Origin of the sequence: Streptomyces spinosisporus, from assembly GCF_022698145.1 — a bacterium.
GTDB classification, from domain to species: Bacteria; Actinomycetota; Actinomycetes; order Streptomycetales; family Streptomycetaceae; genus Streptomyces; species Streptomyces spinosisporus.
In genome coordinates this window covers 312,031-328,648 of the sequence record NZ_JALDAX010000005.1, presented here as the reverse complement: position 1 = coordinate 328,648, position 16,618 = coordinate 312,031, and the positions used below count along the sequence as shown (strand labels likewise).

The following is a 16,618-nucleotide window of genomic DNA, read 5'->3' as shown; positions in this document are numbered from 1 at the left end:
CCCACGGACGCTTCCGTGAATCACCGCCTGCCAGACAGGACTTGGGGGCCTGGGTACCGGAAAAAAGGGGGGCCTGCTACTTCGTCGGCTTCTTGCCGGTCACGCCGAGGTGGACCAACAGGGCCAGGTTGGGCTTGAGTTCGGCCTGCTTGACGCCCCAGGTCTGGAAGCCCTTCTGGTGCGAGGCGACCGCCGCGAGCATCGCGACCAGCGAACCGGCCACCGCGGCCGGGTTCACGTCCTTGTCGACGCGGCCCTTGGACTGGAGTTCGGCGACCGAATCCGCAAGGGAGTTGTTCACGGAGTTCAGGATCTTCATGCGGATCTTGTAGAACCGCTTGTCGCCCTCGGCCGCACCGAGGTCGACCACGCGCAGGATCGCGTCGTTCTTGCGCCAGAACTCCAGGAACCCGTCCACGAGTTCCTGTGCGGTCTGCCAGCCGGCCTTGCCGACCCAGGACCGCCCCTCGAGCAGCTCGGTCAACCCGGCGCCCTCGGTGGCCATTTGCTCGGCGATCTCCAGGACGGCGCCCTCGACGTCCGGGAAGTACTGGTAGAAGGTGGCGGGCGAAGTGCCCGCTTTCCGGGCGACATCGATGACTTTGACGTCCCGGTAGGGGGAGGAGCTGAGCATCTCGCTGAGGCAGTCGAGCAGCTTCTGCCGGGTCGCCTGCCCACGCCGGCCGGCCACGCGGCCGTCGACGGTACGCACTTGTCCTGTCATGTCGTCAGCTTACCGAGGGGTGATCGGAGCGCGATTCGGCCGACTGCAAATGGGGTGCATGAGCCGGCAGAGGCGGGTGCGCCGGGTCTGCGGACCGCGTGAGACGCCGTTAGTTTGGCGCCATGGCCGAAAACAGGGCATCCGCGTACGGAGAGGGCGTCCCCTGCTGGGTGGACGCGCAGCTCCCCGACGTCGAGGCGGGCAAGCGTTTCTACGGTGAACTCTTCGGGTGGACCTTCGAGGACCGGCCTGAGGTGGGCGGCGTATGGGCCTGTCTGGAGGGCGAGCGCGTGGCGGGCCTCGCGCGCAAGACGGACGGGCGGCTGCCCACCGTGTGGACCGTGTTCTTCGCGACCCCGGACGCCGAGGCGCTGGCCGACCGGATCCACGCCGAGGGCGGACAGGTCGTGACGGCACCCGTCCCGGTCGCGGACCTGGGCACCACCGCGCTGGTGACCGACCCGGAGGGCGCCGTCTTCGCCCTCTGGGAGCCGGACGGCCACCCCGGCTTCGGCCGACGGCACGAGACCGGCACCTTCGCCTGGGTCGAGCTGTACGCCCGCGACACCGAGGCCGCCAACGTCTTCTACGGCGAGCTCTTCCACGAGGCCCTGTTCGGGCCGGACGCCAGACCCGACTTCGGCCGGGCGCCCGTCTCGGACGTCTTTTCGGCCGAGATGCCGCCGCACTTCCTGGTCCACTTCGCGGTGGACGACTGCGTCGCGGCACTCGGTACCGTGAGCCATCTGGGCGGACGGATCCAGGCGCCACCATTCGAGACGTCGTACGGAAGGGTGGCCGTCGTCACCGACAATCAGGGGGCGTCGTTCGCACTATGGGAACGACTGGAACAGACCGAGCGATGAAACGTACCGTTTTGCGGTGAGACATCCCGACTCGACCCCGGGTTCGCAACCAGTGGCCGGGACAGGAAGAATCGGGGTGCGTGCCGCCAGGGCGGTGCGGTGGTGAGACGCTGCACGGGGTCGCGTGCAAAGGTGGGCGGCGCGGCCCGGACGGGGAGGTGGCAGGCAAGTGGTGGATCAGCTGACACAGCACGATCCGCGGCGTATCGGTCCGTTCGAGGTGCTGGGACGGCTCGGTGCCGGCGGCATGGGGCTGGTCTATCTCGCACGCTCGGCGTCCGGCCGGCGGGTGGCGATCAAGACGGTCCGTACGGAACTCGCCGAGGACCAGCTGTTCCGCGTCCGCTTCTCGCGCGAGGTCGAGGCCGCACGCGCGGTCTCCGGCTTCTACACGGCGGCCGTGGTCGACGCCGACGCCCGTGCCGCCGTGCCGTGGCTGGCCACCGCGTACGTGCCCGCGCCCTCCCTCGAGGAAATAGTGAACGAGTGCGGGCCGCTGCCGGCCCAGGCGGTGCGCTGGCTGGCGGCCGGCGTGGCCGAGGCGCTGCAGTCGATCCACGGCGCCGGGCTGGTCCACCGCGACCTCAAGCCGTCGAACGTCCTGGTCGTCGAGGACGGCCCCCGCGTCATCGACTTCGGCATCGCGTCCGGCGTCTCGAACACGCGTCTGACGATGACGAACGTGGCGGTGGGCACGCCCGCCTATATGTCCCCGGAGCAGGCCAAGGACTCCCGGAGTGTGACCGGCGCGAGCGACGTCTTCTCGCTCGGCTCGATGCTCGTCTTCGCCGCGACCGGACACCCGCCCTTCCACGGCGCCAACCCGGTCGAGACGGTCTTCATGCTGCTCAGGGAGGGCCCGGACCTGGAGGGGCTGCCGGAGGAGCTGCGCCCGCTGATCGAGTCCTGTATGCAGATGGAGGCCACCGCCCGCCCCAACCCGGCCGACCTCCAGGCCCAGCTCGCCCCGCATCTGTTCGGCTCCGGCTCCGACGACAGCGGTACGGCTTCGGCGTGGCTGCCCGAGCGGGCGGTGAGCCTGATCGAGGGGCGGCGCAACGGCCGTCCGGCGGCGAAGCCGGGACAGAGCGGCCGCAGCGGCGGCGGGCGCGCGCCCGTGCCGCCCCCGCCCTCGCACGACCCGGTGATCCCGGCACCCGTCGGCGTCCCCGACGCCGGCCCGGTCCGGCTGGCCGGCGCCCAGGTGCCCATCGGGCCCGGACCGCGCGTCTCCGACGTACGGGCGGCCGCCGTGAAGGCACCGCCGCCCGAGGCCGCCCTCGCCGCTTCCTGGTCCAAACCGCGCCCCGGCGTCAACGGCGCCGACCCCGTCGTGCTGCCCGCGTCCCCTCCGGAGGCCGCCGCGGGCTGGCGCCCCTGGCGCTTCCGTATGTCCAACGACGTCTGGGGCACCCCCTCGGTCGCCGGGGACCTCGTCTACGTCACCTCCTTCGAGGTCCACGCCCTGGACGTGGCCACCGGTCGGCGCCGCTTCAAGACGCGGGACGTGGCCTGGTCGATGGCGATCGCGGACGGCCGTATCCACGCCTCCGACGGGCCCACGCTGTTCGCCCTGGACTGCCGTGAGGGCGCGGATCTGTGGCGGCTGTCCACCGATGCCTGGGTGTACTCGCTGCACGCCGACCGCGGCACGGTCGTCACCGGCACCCGCGGCGGCGGCGTCCAGGCCTGGGAGGCCTCGGGCGGCCAGAAGCTGTGGGAGCTCACCGGCGCCCAGACCGACTTCGAGTCGCCGGAGGCCGGGCCCGCCGTCCACGAAGGCACCGTGTACGTCTGGCAGGACGCCCGGCTGCGCGCCCTGGACGCCCGCACCGGCGAGGAGCGCTGGTCCTACCCGATCGGCGACGCCGCCTCCTGCGGCGGGGTGCCGCTGCGGGTGACCCACGCACCCGACGGCTACGCCTACATCTGCGCGGGCAGCCGGGTCCTGGCGATCGACGTGGCGAGCGGCCATGTGAAGTGGCACTTCGAGGCGCCCGCGGTCTTCCTCAGCGCGCCCACCTTCGCGCCGGGCCCCGCGGTGACCGGCGGCGGCATCTATCTGGCCGACTACCTCGGCACGGTCTACGCCCTCGACGCCGCCGACGGCCGCGACCGCTGGCGCATCGCCACCGAGTCCCGGGCCTCGATCGAGCCGGTGCTGGTGGCGGCCGGGCATGTGCATGTGGGCAGCGGCAAGGGGCTCTACACCCTGGACGCGGTCACCGGCACGCCCAAGTGGCGCTTCCAGGCGGGCGGCGACATCGTGGGCGCCCCGGCGGTCGCGGAGGGCCGTATCCACTTCGGCTCGACGGACCATCTGCTCTACACGCTGAAGGCCGACGACGGGCGGCTGCGCTGGAAGCTCGCGACCGGCGGCGAGATCACCGGGTCGCCGGTGGTCCGCGACGGTGTCGTGTACGCCTGCAGCAAGGACCGGTGCGTGTACGCGCTGGACGCGGAGAAGGGCACGGGGACGGCCCGGACCACTTAGCCGCCGCGTGACGGCCGTCGCTACACCGGGTACGCGACGGATGTCACGCGGTGACATGACCGTGACAGGTGATCGATAGGGTCACGGCATGCATCTACGGGGGCGCAGTCTCAAATACACGGCAGTACTCGGTTTCGTGGTCCTCTCGCTGACGGGGTTCACCGGTCACGGTCACCACAGCAGCAGGGGCCACGGAAGCGGCGGGGGCGGCTGCAGCAGCTCCTCGCAGGACCACGACAGCTCGTCGTCGAGCGGCCACAACAGGTACTACGACGATGACGACTACGACGGCTACGACGATGACGACTCCTACGGCGGCAGCGGCTCCGGCGGCTCGTCCGTCTCCACGCCCAGCACCCCGTCCGGCCACGAGGACGGCACGGCACGGCTGGTGAGCTGCGCGACGGTGAAGGACCCGTACGCGACCATCGAGGTCACCAACCCGAACGCCGTCGAGAGCGGCTTCGACGTCCACATCGTCTTCGAGGACGCGGACGACATGACGGTCAACGGCACCATCAAGGAGGTCACCGTGCCGGCGAACGGCACGAAGACCTTCCGGATCCCGGTGGACAACGCCGAGGAGAGCGCGCCCGAGGTGGACCACTGCGACCTGGATCGGGTCGCGTCCTACCACTGGTGACCGACCGGGTCACCGTGTCCTGAATCCCGGACGGCGGGCGGTGAACAGTCCCGCCTGCCGTTCGTGCGGCAGATTGCCCAGCGCGATCAGGTGCGGCGCCTGGGCGAACCCGGCGGCGATCGCCTGCTCCTTGGCGGCCCACAGCGCTCGTACGGTTCCCTGCACACCCTCGGCCGGGTGTGCTGCGAGCACGGCGGCGCAGGAGGTCGCCGCCGCCAACGCCTCGCCGGGCGCGGTGAGTTCGGAGACGAGCCCGATGTCGTGGGCGCGCTGCGCGGAGATCCGCTCGGCCGTGCCCATCAGCATCATCCGCGCGACCTCGCCGTAGGGCATCCGCTGGGTCATGAGGACGGACTCGTAGGCGCTGACCATGCCGTAGGTGGTGTGCGGGTCGAAGAAGGCGGCGGTGGTGTCGGCGACGAGGAACTCGCTCTCGCCGAGCAGATAGAAGGCGCCTCCGCAGGCCATGCCCCGCACGGCGGCGATCACGGGCTTGAAGAGGTCGTTGGACTTCGGGCCGATCCTCAGGAGCGGATCGTCGCTCATGAAGGGGGAGCCGGGCTGCGGTACGACGGCGTCCCGGTCGAGGCCGGTGCTGAAGGCCCGCTCGCCCGCACCGGTCAGGACGATCGCCCGTACCGTGTCGTCGAACCTCAACTCGCGCCAGATTTCCTGCAGTTCGTCCCGCATGGTGAGGTCGATGGCGTTGAGGCGGGCGGGCCGGTCGAGGGTGACGACCGCGACGCCGGTGTCCTTGTCGGTGGCCAGGCGCACGGCGGTCGTCATGAGCGCTCCAGGACCCACTGCGGCAGACCGCCCTCGTGGAACACCACCTGCACCCTGGCGCCGATCCGGATGCGCTCGGGCGGCACGGAGTCCAGGCGGGCCCCGGCCTGGGCGACCAGGTTGCCGACGAGGCGGATGCGGGGGGCCTCGGCGAGTTCCACGACGACGACGTTGTACGGCGCCTGCTCGGCGTAGTCGGGCAGCAGGGGCGGGTGGGGCACGACGTAGGACCAGATGCGGCCCTGGCCCGAGACCCTGCGCCACTCGCTCGCGAAGGACTGGCAGTGGGGGCAGCAGGGGCGGGGCGGGAAGCGCAGCTCGCCGCAGGAGGCGCAGGCCTGGACGCGCAGTTCGCCCCGGCGTGCGTACTCCCAGAAGGGGGCGCCGTCGGCGTCGGTGACGGGGGAGAGCACCGTGGATCAACTCCTCAGGAGCAGTGCGGAGGTGGGGACGCCCTCGCCGGCGGTGACGAGGCAGGTGGCGGCGCCAGGGACCTGGGCGGTGCTGGTGCCGCGCAGCTGCTTGACGCCCTCGGTGATGAGGTTGAACCCGTGCACATAGGCCTCGCTGAGCCCGCCGCCCCCGGTGTTCAGCGGCAGCCGCCCGCCGATCTCCAGGGCGCCCTGCTCGGTGAACGCCCCGCCCTCGCCGCGGCCGCAGAAGCCGTAGCCCTCCAGGGAGAGCGGTATGAGCGCGGTGAACGCGTCGTAGATCTGGGCGACGTCCACGTCCTGCGGGGTGAGGTCGGCGTGCTTCCACAGGTGGCGGGCGGCGGTCCAGGCGGGGCCGGTGAGCGGGTCGTCGTTCCAGTAGTTGACCATGCCGTGGTGCTGGGCGGGCAGGCCCTGGGCGGCGGAGTGGACGTAGACGGGCGTGTGGCGGCAGTCGCGGGCCCGTTCCGCGGAGACGACCACGCAGGCCAGGGCGCCGTCCGTCTCCAGGCAGTTGTCGAACAGGCACAGCGGCTCGCTGATCCAGCGGGAGGTCATGTACATCTCGCGGGTCAGCGGGCGCTCGTACATGATCGCGGCGGGGTTCTGGTTGGCGCGGTTGCGGCAGGCGAGGGCCACGTTGAACAGGTGGTCGCGGGTGGCGCCGAACTCGTGCATGTAGCGGCGGGTGAGCATGGCGATCTCGTCGACGGGCCGCAGCAGGCCGTAGGGCCGGGTCCACTGGGCGGGCGTGGGGAGCTGGACGGTGGTGTTGCTCCAGGGGCGGGGGCCGCTGCCGCGTTTGCGCGAGCGCCAGGCGACGCCCACCGTCGCCTGACCGGTGGCGATGGCGGCGGCCAGGTGGGCGACGGTGGCGCACGAACCGCCGCCGCCGTAGCCGACCTTGCCGAAGTGGGTGAGGTCGCCGAAGCCGACGGCCTTCGCCAGCTCCACCTCGTCCGTGTCCTCCATGGTGTAGCTGGCGAGGGCGTCCACCTCGCCGGGGGCGATGCCGGCGTCGTCGAGGGCCGCGAGGACGGCGCGGCAGGCGAGCGTCCTCTCGTCGTCCGGGAGTTGTCGGGCAAACGTCGTCTGTCCGATGCCGACGATCGCGGTGGCGTCCTTGAGGCCGATGCCTGACGTCATGCTGCGCGCACCTCCGCATGCTGAAGCGGCTGCTGACAGGGCGTCAGGCTACAGCTAATCTGACGGGTAGTCAGCTAGTGGGTCTGGAGGCTGTGGTGCGCGGTGACTTGGAGTGGGGCAGCGTTCCGGAACTCGTCCGATCCGCGGCCGAACGGTACGCGGACGTCGAGGCGGTGGTGGAGGGGCGCACGAGGATCTCGTACGCCGAACTCGGCGCCCGCGTCGAACGCTCGGCGGCGGCCTGTATCGCCGACGGCGTCGCGCCGGGCGACCGGGTCGCCATCTGGGCCCCCAACTCGCTCGACTGGATCGTGGCGGCGCTCGGCGCGGTCTCGGCGGGGGCGGTGCTGGTGCCGCTGAACACGCGCTTCAAGGGCGGCGAGGCGGCCGACGTACTGCGCCGCAGCGGGGCGCGGCTGCTGTTCGTGACGGGCACCTTCCTCGGCACGTCGTACGTCGCCTCGCTGCGCCGCGAGATCGCCAAGGGGCCCGGGCTGCCCGCCCTTGAGCAGGTGGTGGTGCTGTCGGACGACGCGCCCGCCGACTTCCGCACCTGGAAGGACTTCCTCGCGGCCGGGGATTCGGTGAGCGGGGCGCAGGTGCGCTCGCGCGAGGCGGCGGTGCACGGCTCGCTGCCGTCGGACATCGTCTTCACCTCCGGCACGACGGGCCGCCCCAAGGGCGCCGTGATCACCCACGCGCAGACGCTCCGGGCGTACGAGATCTGGTGCGACCTCGCCGGACTCCGGCGCGGGGACCGCTATCTGATCGTGAACCCCTTCTTCCACACCTTCGGCTACAAGGCCGGGGTGCTGGCCTGTCTGATGCGCGGCGCGACGATGATCCCCCAGCCGGTCTTCAACATCGACACGGTGCTGGCCAACATCGCCTCGGAACGGGTGTCGGTGCTGCCGGGCCCGCCCACCCTGCACCAGTCCCTCCTGGACCACCCGGCCCGCGACAGCCACGACCTCTCGGCGCTGCGGCTGGTGGTGACGGGCGCCGCGGTGGTGCCCCTGCAGCTGGTGGAGCGGCTGCGCGGCGAGCTGGGCGTGGAGACGGTCCTGACGGCCTACGGCCTCTCGGAGGCCAGCGGCATCGTCACGATGTGCCGGCGCGGCGACGCCCCGGCGGTCATCGCCTCGACGTCCGGGCGGGCGATCCCGGGCACCGAGGTGCGCGTGGAGGCGCCGGTGGGCAGCCCCGGCGAGGTCCTGGTGCGCGGCTTCAACGTCATGCGGGGCTACTACGAGGACGAGGCGGCCACCGCCCAGACGCTGACGGAGGACGGCTGGCTGCGCACCGGGGACGTGGGCGTGCTCGACGAGGCCGGCAATCTGCGGATCACCGACCGCATCAAGGACATGTTCATCGTCGGCGGCTTCAACGCCTATCCGGCCGAGATAGAGCAACTCCTCGGCCTGCACCCCGCGGTGGCGGACGTCGCGGTCGTCGGTGTGCCGGACGCGCGGCTGGGCGAGGTGGGCCGGGCCTACGTGGTGCGCCGCCCGGACGCGGTGCTCACCGGCGACGACCTGATCGCCTGGGCACGGCGGGAGATGGCCAACTACAAGGTGCCCCGGCAGGTGGAGTTCCTGGCACAACTGCCGCGCAACGCCAGCGGCAAGGTGGTCAAGGGGGAGCTGCGGGGCCGCAGCCGCTAGCCGGGCCCGCCGTCGGGCCGGGCGCGGCGTCGGGCCGGGTGCGGACACACCACGACCGCGGCGGCTCCCCTCCGCGCCGCCGCGGTCGATCCCCGTGTCGGTGAGGCCTACTTGGCCGGCTTGAACGGCTCCGACGTGGCGTGCAGGTCCTTCGTCTCCAGGGGCTCGTCGGTGGCGTGCAGGTCGTCCGTCGTCACGGGCTGGTCCGTGGCGTGCAGGTCGTCGGGCTTCACCTCGCCGTCCGTGGTGCCCGTGGCGTGCAGGTCATCCGGCTCGAGCTTGTCGCTCATGGTCGTCAACTCCCCTTTGGTGCAGGTCACATGGATCGATGGGCGGGGCCCGCCCGGTCACTCCCCCGAGGGTGGCCGGACGGGCCCATCCGGGCCGCTCACCCTAGTTCGTGGGTGGCAGCCCCTCAGCAGTGACCCGTCTGCCCCCCGACGCGACGGATCGACTGCATCCAGCATGGCGCGAGGCGATAAACGAATGATGAACGCCTCGGCCGCTCGCTCAGGCAGCCCGTACGGGCGTCAGCAGCGCCCGGACCTCCTCGGCCTCGGGAGAGCCCAACTCCTCGTAGATGCTCATGGCTTCCTGCCAGCAGACCTGGGCCCGGCCGGTCTGGCCGATGCCGCCGAGGGCGCGGCCGAGGACGGTCAGGACGTTGCCCCGCCGCCATGCGCCGCCGATGCCGCGCAGCACCGTCAGCGCCATCTCGGCGCCCGCCGCGGCCTGCGCGGGACGCCGGGCGGCGAGATCCACCTCGGCCAGCCGGAACAGGCTCATGCCCTCCCACAGGCGCTGACGGCTGTCCCGGAACACCTCCAGGGCCTCGTGCAGCCGCTCGGCGGCGGAGTCCAGTTCGCCGCTCTGCGTGAGCGCCAGACCGAGCGCGTAGCGGGCGTTGGCGCCGCGCATGGTGTTGCCCATGGCGTCGTAGATGTCGATGCCCTCCTGGGCCAGCGCGACCGCGCTCGACGTGCGCCCGGTGGCGAGGTGGATACGGGAGAGGTTGCACAGGGCGCTGGCCTCGCCGGGCCGGTCCCCGAGGGTGCGGAAGTGCTCGATGGCCTGGGAGAGGTGCTCCTCGCCGTCCTGGTGGCGGTTCTGGTAGAGCGCGATGATGCCGAGGGCGTTGCTCGCCCAGCACACCGGCAGCAGGTCGCCCGCCTGCTGCGCGAGGAGCGTGGCGCGCTCGGCCTCCTGGCCCGCCTGCTCGAAACGGCCGCTGACGTGGTGGACGTTGACCAGGGTGGTCAGGGCGCGCGCCTCGGCCCGTGCGTCGCCGTGCCGGCGGGCCGACTCCAGCAGGGCCTTCGCGGTCGCCTCGTAGCCCTTTGAGTTGGCCCCCGACTCGGACAGGTCGTGCGCGGCCCACAGCAGGTCGATGGCGCGGGCGAGGGTCTCGGGGCGGGCCGCGGACTGCGCGACGCAGGACAGCAGGCAGACCGCCTCCGCGTACAGCCAGTCCTGCGCCTCGTGCCGGTCCGCGAAGTCGAGGCCCGGGTGGGCGGTCGGCTCCAGGTGGTCGACGAGGCGGTCGCCGGGGCGCTCCATCGCGTACACCCGGGCCGCCGTGGCCAGATAGAAGTCCAGCAGGCGGGACATCGCCGCGTCCCGTTCGCTCGGCGGCCACTCGTCGCGCTCGGCGCACGCACGCGCGTAGAGCCGGACCAGGTCGTGGTAGCGGTAGCGGCCGGGCGCCGCCGACTCCAGCAGGGAGGTGTCGACGAGGGACTCCAGCAGGTCCTCGGTCTCCTCCGGCGGCAGGTCGAGCACCGCCGCTGCCGCCGCGAGGGAGAGGTCCGGGCCGTCCGCGAGGCCGAGCAGGCGGAACGCCCGCGCCTGGGCCTGGTCCAGGGCGCCGTAGCCCAGTTCGAAGGTCGCCTTGACCGCGAGGTCGCCGGCCTGCAGCTCGTCCAGGCGGCGCCGCTCGTCGGCCAGTTTCGCGGCGAGCACCGAGACGGTCCAGGTGCGCCGGGCCGCGAGCCGGGAGGCCGCGATGCGGATCGCGAGCGGCAGGAAGCCGCACGCCGCCACGACGTCCAGCGCCGCCTCGCGCTCGGAGGCCACCCGTTCCTCGCCCACGATCCGGGTGAACAGCAGCAGCGCCTCGTCGGGTGACATCACGTCCAGGTCGACGAGGTGCGCGCCGGCCAGGTCGACCATGCGCACCCGCGATGTCACCAGGGCCGCGCAGCCCTCCGTGCCGGGCAGCAGCGGACGGACCTGTGCCGCGTCCCGCGCGTTGTCCAGCAGCACCAGCACCCGGCGCCCGTCCAGGACGGAGCGGTACAGCGCCGCGCGTTCCTCCAGGGAGTCCGGGATCGCCGAGTCCGCGGTGCCGAGTGCCCGCAGGAAGGACCCCAGGACCGTCTCGGGCTCCGCCGAACTCGCCCCGGCGCCCTGCAGGTCGACGTACAGCTGCCCGTCCGGGAACGCGGCCCGCGCCTGGTGGGCGACGTGCACCGCGAGCGTCGTCTTGCCGACGCCGCCGATGCCCGCCACGGCCGAGACGGCCATCACCCGGCCCTTGGCGGAGGCCAGCACCTCGCTCAGCTCGGTCACGAAGGACGAGCGGCCGGTGAAGTCCGGGACCGTGGCGGGGAGTTGGGCGGGGCGGACGGGGGTGGCGGCCGGTTCGGACTGCGGGGACGTGGGCTCGGCGAGGTGCGGGTCGGCCTGGAGGATCCGCTGCTGCAGCTCCCGCAGGCCCGGTCTCGGGTCCACCCCCAGCTCGTCGGCGAGCAGTTGCCTGGTGTCCGTGTACACGGCGAGCGCCTCGGCCTGCCGGCCGCTGCGGTACAGCGCCAGCATCAGCAGCTCGCGCAGCCGCTCGCGCAGGGGGTGCGCGGCGGTCAGGGCGGTCAGCTCCGAGACCGCCTCCGCGTGGCAGCCCTGCTCCAGGTCCATGTCGAGGCGGGATTCGAGGAGTTGCAGCCGCCACTCCTCCAGCCGCACCCGCTGCGCCTCGGCGTACGGACCGGGCACCCCGGCCAGCGCCTCGCCGTCCCACAGGGCGAGCGCTTCGGCGAGCGCCTCGCGGGCCCGGCACAGATCCCCGGCGCCCCGCGCCTTCTCCGCCTCGGCCGCCAGCTCCTGCGCGGCCACCAGGTCCAGCGCGCCCTCGCGCAGCCCGCGCACCGCGTAGCCGCCCGACTCGCTCACCAGGACCCCGGGGTCCAGCACCTTGCGCAGCCGGGAGGCGTACGTCCGCAGCGCGGCCAGCGCCTGCGACGGCGGCTCCTCGCCCCATACGGCGTCGATCAGTTCGGCCGCGGTCGCGGTGCGGCCCTCGCGCAGCAACAGGGCGGCGAGCAGGGCGCGTTGCTGCGGGGAGCCGGTGCTGATCGTCTCCTCGCCGCGCCGGGCCCGTACCGGACCGAGCACGGTGAAGCTCAGCGCGGCAGGCTCCGCCGAGGAGCCGGCACGCCTCTGCTCCGGCACTCGCGGTACACCGTCCATCGCCGTTCCCCTCAGACCAGTCGAGCAACTCCGTCAGTCTGCCTTGTCCATGGCCGATGCGTCAGCTGTGGAGAGCGCGCTCACAGCCAGACGCGCTGGATATCACAGGGCCCTCACCTGGTCTTCGCACACTTCCGGACAGACCCGAGCAACAAGATCCCCCCAACCGCATAGCTGACGGACCGTCAGATCAGCGCTACCGTGGCCGCCATGGACACCCAACCCAGCAACCAGGCCACGTTTCCCCTGATCATCTCCGTCGACGACCACACCGTTGAGCCGGCCGACGTCTGGAGCAGCCGGCTGCCGAAGAAGTACCAGGACACCGGGCCGCGCATCGTCCGCGCGCCGCTGAAGGAAATGACCTTCCTGGGCGGTCGGTTCAGGCCGGTCATGGGCAGGCCCGGCGACGACGGCCCCATCGGCGACTGGTGGGTCTACGAGGACCTGCACCGGCCCCTGACCCGCCTGGACACGGCGGTCGGCTACAGCAGGGACGACATCAAACTGGAGATCATCACCTACGAGCAGATGCGGCCCGGCTCCTTCGACGTGCCGCAGCGCCTGGCCGACATGGACGTCAACCACGTCCAGTCCGCCGTCTGCTTCCCGACCTTCCCGCGCTTCTGCGGCCAGACCTTCACCGAGGCCAAGGACCACGAGCTCGGGCTGCTGTGCGTGCAGGCGTACAACGACTGGATGGTGGAGGAGTGGTGCGGCCCCGACGCGCAGGGCCGGCTGATACCGCTCACGCTCATCCCGCTGTGGGACCCCGAACTCGCGGCGGCGGAGGTGCGGCGCAACGCGGCCCGCGGCGTCCGCGCGGTCGCCTTCTCCGAGATACCGCCCTACCTGGGCCTGCCCTCCATCCACGGCGACGACTGGGACCCTTTCCTCGCCGCCTGCGCGGAGACCGGCACGGTCGTCGCCATGCACATCGGCTCCAGCAGCCGTATGCCCTCGACCTCCAAGGACGCACCGCCCGCGGTCGGTTCCACGATCACCTTCGCCAACTGCTGCTTCTCCATGGTCGACTGGCTGATGAGCGGCAAGTTCGAGCGCTTCCCCGAACTCAAGGTGATGTACGCCGAGGGCCAGATCGGCTGGATCCCCTACATCCTGGAGCGCGCCGACGTCGTCTGGGAGGAGAACCGCGGCTGGGGCGGCGTCGCCGACAAGGTCCACCGACCTCCGTCCGAGCTGTTCGCCGAGCACGTCTACGGCTGCTTCTTCGACGACGCCTTCGGCCTGAAGAACCTCGACGCCATCGGCCTCGCCAACGTCCTGTACGAGACCGACTACCCGCACTCCGACTCCACCTGGCCCAAGTCCCGCGAGGTCGGCGAGGCACAGATGGGCCACCTGGCGCCGGACGTCGTGGAGCGGATCGTGCGGGGCAACGCCATCGACCTGCTCGGGCTCACCGAGGACGGGCTGTGGAGCGGGCCGCGGTGAGCGCCGGACTCGTGTACGGGATGCAGCTGCCCGTCCAGTCCCAGAGCACCATCTACGCCGAGGGCTGGGAGGACCGGGCCGGGCCCGCCGACCTGGTGGAGATCGCCCGCGCCGCCGAACGCGCCGGGTTCGACTACGTGGCCACCTGCGACCACGTCGCCATCCCGCACAGGCTCGCCTCCGCCATGAGCACCGTCTGGTACGACCCCGTGGCCACCCTCGGCTTCCTGGCGGGCGTCACCGAGCGGGTACGGCTGCTCAGCCATGTCGCGGTCGTGGGGCTGCGGCATCCGCTGATCAGCGCCAAGCAGTACGCGACGGTCGACCACCTCAGCTCGGGACGGCTGATCCTGGGCGTGGGCGCCGGGCATGTGAAGGAGGAGTTCGAGGTCCTCGGCGCCGACTTCGAGCGGCGCGGCGCCGTGCTCGACGAGTGCATCGACGCCCTGCGCGCCGCCCTCGGCCCGCAGGAGTTCCCCGAACACCACGGCAAGCTCTACGACTTCGAGGGGCTCGGCCAGCGACCGAGGCCGGCCCAGGAGAAGGTCCCGCTGTGGGTGGGCGGCTCCTCGCCCGCCGCCGTGCGCCGGGCCGCGCTCAAGGGCGACGGCTGGCTGCCCCAGGGCGACCCGCGCGACCGGCTGCCCGCCCAGATCGCCAAGCTGAAACGGCTGCGCGAGGAGGCCGGTGTCGAGGAGCCGATCACCGTCGGGGCCATCACCGAGCCCCTGTACGTCGGCAAGCCCGCCTGGGACGTCGGACGCCGCACCCTGACCGGCTCCCCGGAGCGGCTCGCCGAGTCCCTGCGGGCGTACCGTGCGATGGGCGTGGACCAGATCCAGGTGCGGTTCCGCAGCCGCGCCCGCAGTGAACTCATCGACCAGATCGCCGCGTTCGGCGCCGACGTGGCGCCCGACCTCTGAGGAGTACGGCATGGGCAAGCTGGACGGACGCGTCGTGATCGTCACCGGGGCGGCGCGCGGACAGGGGGAGCAGGAGGCCCGTCTGTTCGCGGTGGAGGGGGCCGAGGTCGTGGTCGCCGACGTCCTGGACGAGCAGGGCGGGGCGCTCGCCGAGGAACTGGGCGCCCGCTACGTCCACCTGGACGTGCGCCACGAGGACCAGTGGCAGTCGGCGGTGAACACCGTCAAGGACGCCCACGGCCGCATCGACGGCCTGGTCAACAACGCGGGCATCCTGCGCTTCAACTCCCTGCTCGACACGCCCCTCGACGAGTTCATGCAGGTCGTACAGGTCAACCAGGTCGGCTGCTTCCTCGGCATCAAGACCGTGGCGCCGGTGATGGAGGACGGCGGCACCATCGTCAACACCGCCTCCTACACGGCCGTGACCGGCATGGCGGCGGTGGGCTCCTACGCCGCCACCAAGCACGCCATCCTGGGCCTGACCCGCGTAGCCGCACTGGAACTCGCCGACCGGCGCATCCGGGTCAACGCGATGTGCCCCGGCGCCATCGACACCGCGATGTCCAACCCGGCCCAGCTGGACCCGACCGCGGACGCGGAGGGCATGAGCCGGGCGCTGGACGAGCTGTACCGCAAGCTCGTGCCGCTCGGCCGGATCGGGCGCCCGGAGGAGGTGGCCCGCCTCGCCCTCTTCCTCACCAGCGACGACTCCTCCTACATCACCGGGCAGCCGTTCGTGATCGACGGGGGCTGGCTGGCGGGGGTCTCGGTGATCTGACCCGTATCTGACTGGCCGTCAGCTATTGACGGTGCATGCGGGCGGTGCAACAGTTCGGCGGCAGAGAATCTGACGGTGCGTCAGGAACGTAGGGATGGTGACCCGCCTTGGAATTCGGGCTCTTTGTACAGGGATACGTGGGCAAGCGCGCCGAGACCGATCCGCTCGCCGAGCACAAGGCGCTGATGGAGGAGACCGAGTACGTCATCCAGGCGGACAAGTCCGGCTTCAAGTACGCCTGGGCCTCCGAGCACCACTTCCTGGAGGAGTACTCGCACCTCTCCGCGAACGACGTCTTCCTGGGCTATCTCGCGCACGCGACCGACCGGATCCATCTGGGCTCCGGCATCTTCAATCCGCTCGCCCAGGTCAACCACCCGGTGAAGGTGGCCGAGAAGGTCGCCATGCTCGACCACCTCACCGGCAACCGCTTCGAGTTCGGCAGCGGGCGCGGGGCCGGGTCGCACGAGATCCTCGGGTTCATACCGGGCGTGACCGACATGAACTACACCAAGGAGATCTGGGAGGAGACGATCGCCGAGTTCCCGAAGATGTGGCTCCAGGACGAGTACGCCGGCTTCCAGGGCAAGCACTGGCAGCTGCCGCCGCGCAAGGTCCTGCCGAAGCCGTACGGGAAGTCGCACCCCGCGATGTGGTACGCCGCCGGGTCGCCGCCCTCGTACGCGATGGCCGCGAAGAAGGGGCTCGGGGTCCTCGGCTTCAGCATCCAGAAGGTCTCCGACATGGAGTGGGTGCTGGAGCAGTACAAGACGGCCATCGTGAACGCCGAGCCCATCGGCGACTTCGTCAACGACAACGTCATGGTGACGACGACGGCGATCTGCGCGCCGACGCACGCGGAGGCCGTCGATATCGCGGTGCGGGGTGGGTTGCACTATCTGCCGTCCCTGGTGTTCCGGTACCACGACACCTTCCCGCGGCCCGAGGGTTTCCCGGTGTGGCCGGAGACGCTGCCCGAGTACAACGCGGAGTTCGTGGAGCTGCTGATCGAGGAGGAGCTGTTGATCTGCGGCGATCCGGACGAGGTGACGCGGCAGTGCAAGCGGTGGGAGCAGGCGGGGGCGGATCAGTTGAGCTTCGGGCTGCCGGTGGGGGTGCCGAAGGAGGAGACGTTGCAGACGATCCGGTTGATCGGGGAGCACGTGATTCCGAAGATCGATACGGATCCCGTGCATCGGACTTCGCGGTTCCGCCAGGCAGTCTGAGGGGGGTCACGTTC

14 protein-coding genes are annotated in these 16,618 nt (G+C 71.6%); 8 read left to right on the top strand and 6 right to left on the bottom strand.

What is annotated here, in order from left to right; translation table 11 throughout:
• Positions 1–76: 76 nt before the first annotated feature.
• Positions 77–712 carry a TetR family transcriptional regulator gene (locus tag MQN93_RS16035; RefSeq protein ID WP_037783139.1) on the bottom strand — a complete coding sequence of 212 codons (636 nt, stop codon included), beginning with the start codon at positions 710–712 and terminating at the stop codon, positions 77–79.
• A gap of 134 nt (positions 713–846) precedes the next feature.
• Between MQN93_RS16035 and kbpA the strand changes: the two genes are divergently transcribed.
• The 3 genes from kbpA (at position 847) to MQN93_RS16020 (ending at position 4,727) form a co-directional block, all read left to right on the top strand.
• A complete protein-coding gene (gene kbpA, locus MQN93_RS16030) occupies positions 847–1,590 on the top strand; it encodes an AfsK-binding protein KbpA (protein ID WP_242709989.1) in 744 nt (247 codons plus the stop codon).
• A gap of 169 nt (positions 1,591–1,759) precedes the next feature.
• The gene (locus tag MQN93_RS16025; RefSeq protein ID WP_016436572.1) at positions 1,760–4,084 is read left to right on the top strand and encodes a serine/threonine-protein kinase; all 2,325 of its coding nucleotides are present in this window, start codon (positions 1,760–1,762) and stop codon (positions 4,082–4,084) included.
• 88 nt (positions 4,085–4,172) lie between these two features.
• Positions 4,173–4,727 (top strand): hypothetical protein, encoded by a 555-nt coding sequence (locus MQN93_RS16020; RefSeq protein WP_016436571.1) that lies wholly within the window; start codon positions 4,173–4,175, stop codon positions 4,725–4,727.
• A gap of 9 nt (positions 4,728–4,736) precedes the next feature.
• Here the strand turns inward: MQN93_RS16020 and MQN93_RS16015 are convergent, their stop codons facing one another.
• The 3 genes from MQN93_RS16015 to MQN93_RS16005 are packed head-to-tail and all read right to left on the bottom strand — an operon-like array spanning position 4,737 to position 7,090.
• Positions 4,737–5,513 (bottom strand): enoyl-CoA hydratase/isomerase family protein, encoded by a 777-nt coding sequence (locus MQN93_RS16015; protein WP_242709988.1) that lies wholly within the window; start codon positions 5,511–5,513, stop codon positions 4,737–4,739.
• Positions 5,510–5,926 (bottom strand): Zn-ribbon domain-containing OB-fold protein, encoded by a 417-nt coding sequence (locus tag MQN93_RS16010; RefSeq protein ID WP_242709987.1) that lies wholly within the window; start codon positions 5,924–5,926, stop codon positions 5,510–5,512. The genes MQN93_RS16015 and MQN93_RS16010 overlap by 4 nt, the downstream gene beginning before the upstream one ends.
• A 6-nt stretch (positions 5,927–5,932) precedes the next feature.
• On the bottom strand, positions 5,933–7,090 hold the full coding sequence (locus tag MQN93_RS16005) for a lipid-transfer protein (protein WP_242709986.1): 1,158 nt from the start codon (positions 7,088–7,090) through the stop codon (positions 5,933–5,935).
• A 95-nt stretch (positions 7,091–7,185) separates the two neighbouring features.
• Between MQN93_RS16005 and MQN93_RS16000 the strand changes: the two genes are divergently transcribed.
• Positions 7,186–8,754 carry a FadD3 family acyl-CoA ligase gene (locus MQN93_RS16000; protein ID WP_242709985.1) on the top strand — a complete coding sequence of 523 codons (1,569 nt, stop codon included), beginning with the start codon at positions 7,186–7,188 and terminating at the stop codon, positions 8,752–8,754.
• A 107-nt stretch (positions 8,755–8,861) separates the two neighbouring features.
• On the opposite strand, the gene MQN93_RS15995 is transcribed toward MQN93_RS16000, so the two are convergent.
• Both MQN93_RS15995 and afsR read right to left on the bottom strand, forming a co-directional pair.
• Complete coding sequence (locus MQN93_RS15995) at positions 8,862–9,044, bottom strand: hypothetical protein (RefSeq protein ID WP_016436566.1); 183 nt, start codon at positions 9,042–9,044, stop codon at positions 8,862–8,864.
• A 220-nt stretch (positions 9,045–9,264) separates the two neighbouring features.
• The gene (gene afsR / locus MQN93_RS15990; RefSeq protein ID WP_242709984.1) at positions 9,265–12,219 is read right to left on the bottom strand and encodes an SARP-family global regulator AfsR; all 2,955 of its coding nucleotides are present in this window, start codon (positions 12,217–12,219) and stop codon (positions 9,265–9,267) included.
• Positions 12,220–12,429: 210 nt separating this feature from the next.
• On the opposite strand from afsR, the gene MQN93_RS15985 reads away from it, so the two are divergent.
• The 4 genes from MQN93_RS15985 (at position 12,430) to MQN93_RS15970 (ending at position 16,604) form a co-directional block, all read left to right on the top strand.
• Positions 12,430–13,674: an amidohydrolase family protein gene (locus MQN93_RS15985; RefSeq protein WP_242709983.1), complete on the top strand. Its 1,245-nt coding sequence runs from the start codon at positions 12,430–12,432 to the stop codon at positions 13,672–13,674.
• Positions 13,675–13,694: 20 nt separating this feature from the next.
• Entirely contained in the window at positions 13,695–14,597 is a 903-nt protein-coding gene (locus tag MQN93_RS15980; protein WP_242710169.1) for an LLM class F420-dependent oxidoreductase, read from the top strand.
• 10 nt (positions 14,598–14,607) lie between these two features.
• Positions 14,608–15,378, top strand: coding sequence for an SDR family NAD(P)-dependent oxidoreductase (locus MQN93_RS15975; RefSeq protein ID WP_242709982.1), 771 nt, complete (start codon positions 14,608–14,610; stop codon positions 15,376–15,378).
• Between the two features lie 107 nt (positions 15,379–15,485).
• Positions 15,486–16,604 (top strand): LLM class flavin-dependent oxidoreductase, encoded by a 1,119-nt coding sequence (locus MQN93_RS15970; protein ID WP_278190809.1) that lies wholly within the window; start codon positions 15,486–15,488, stop codon positions 16,602–16,604.
• Positions 16,605–16,618: the final 14 nt, after the last annotated feature.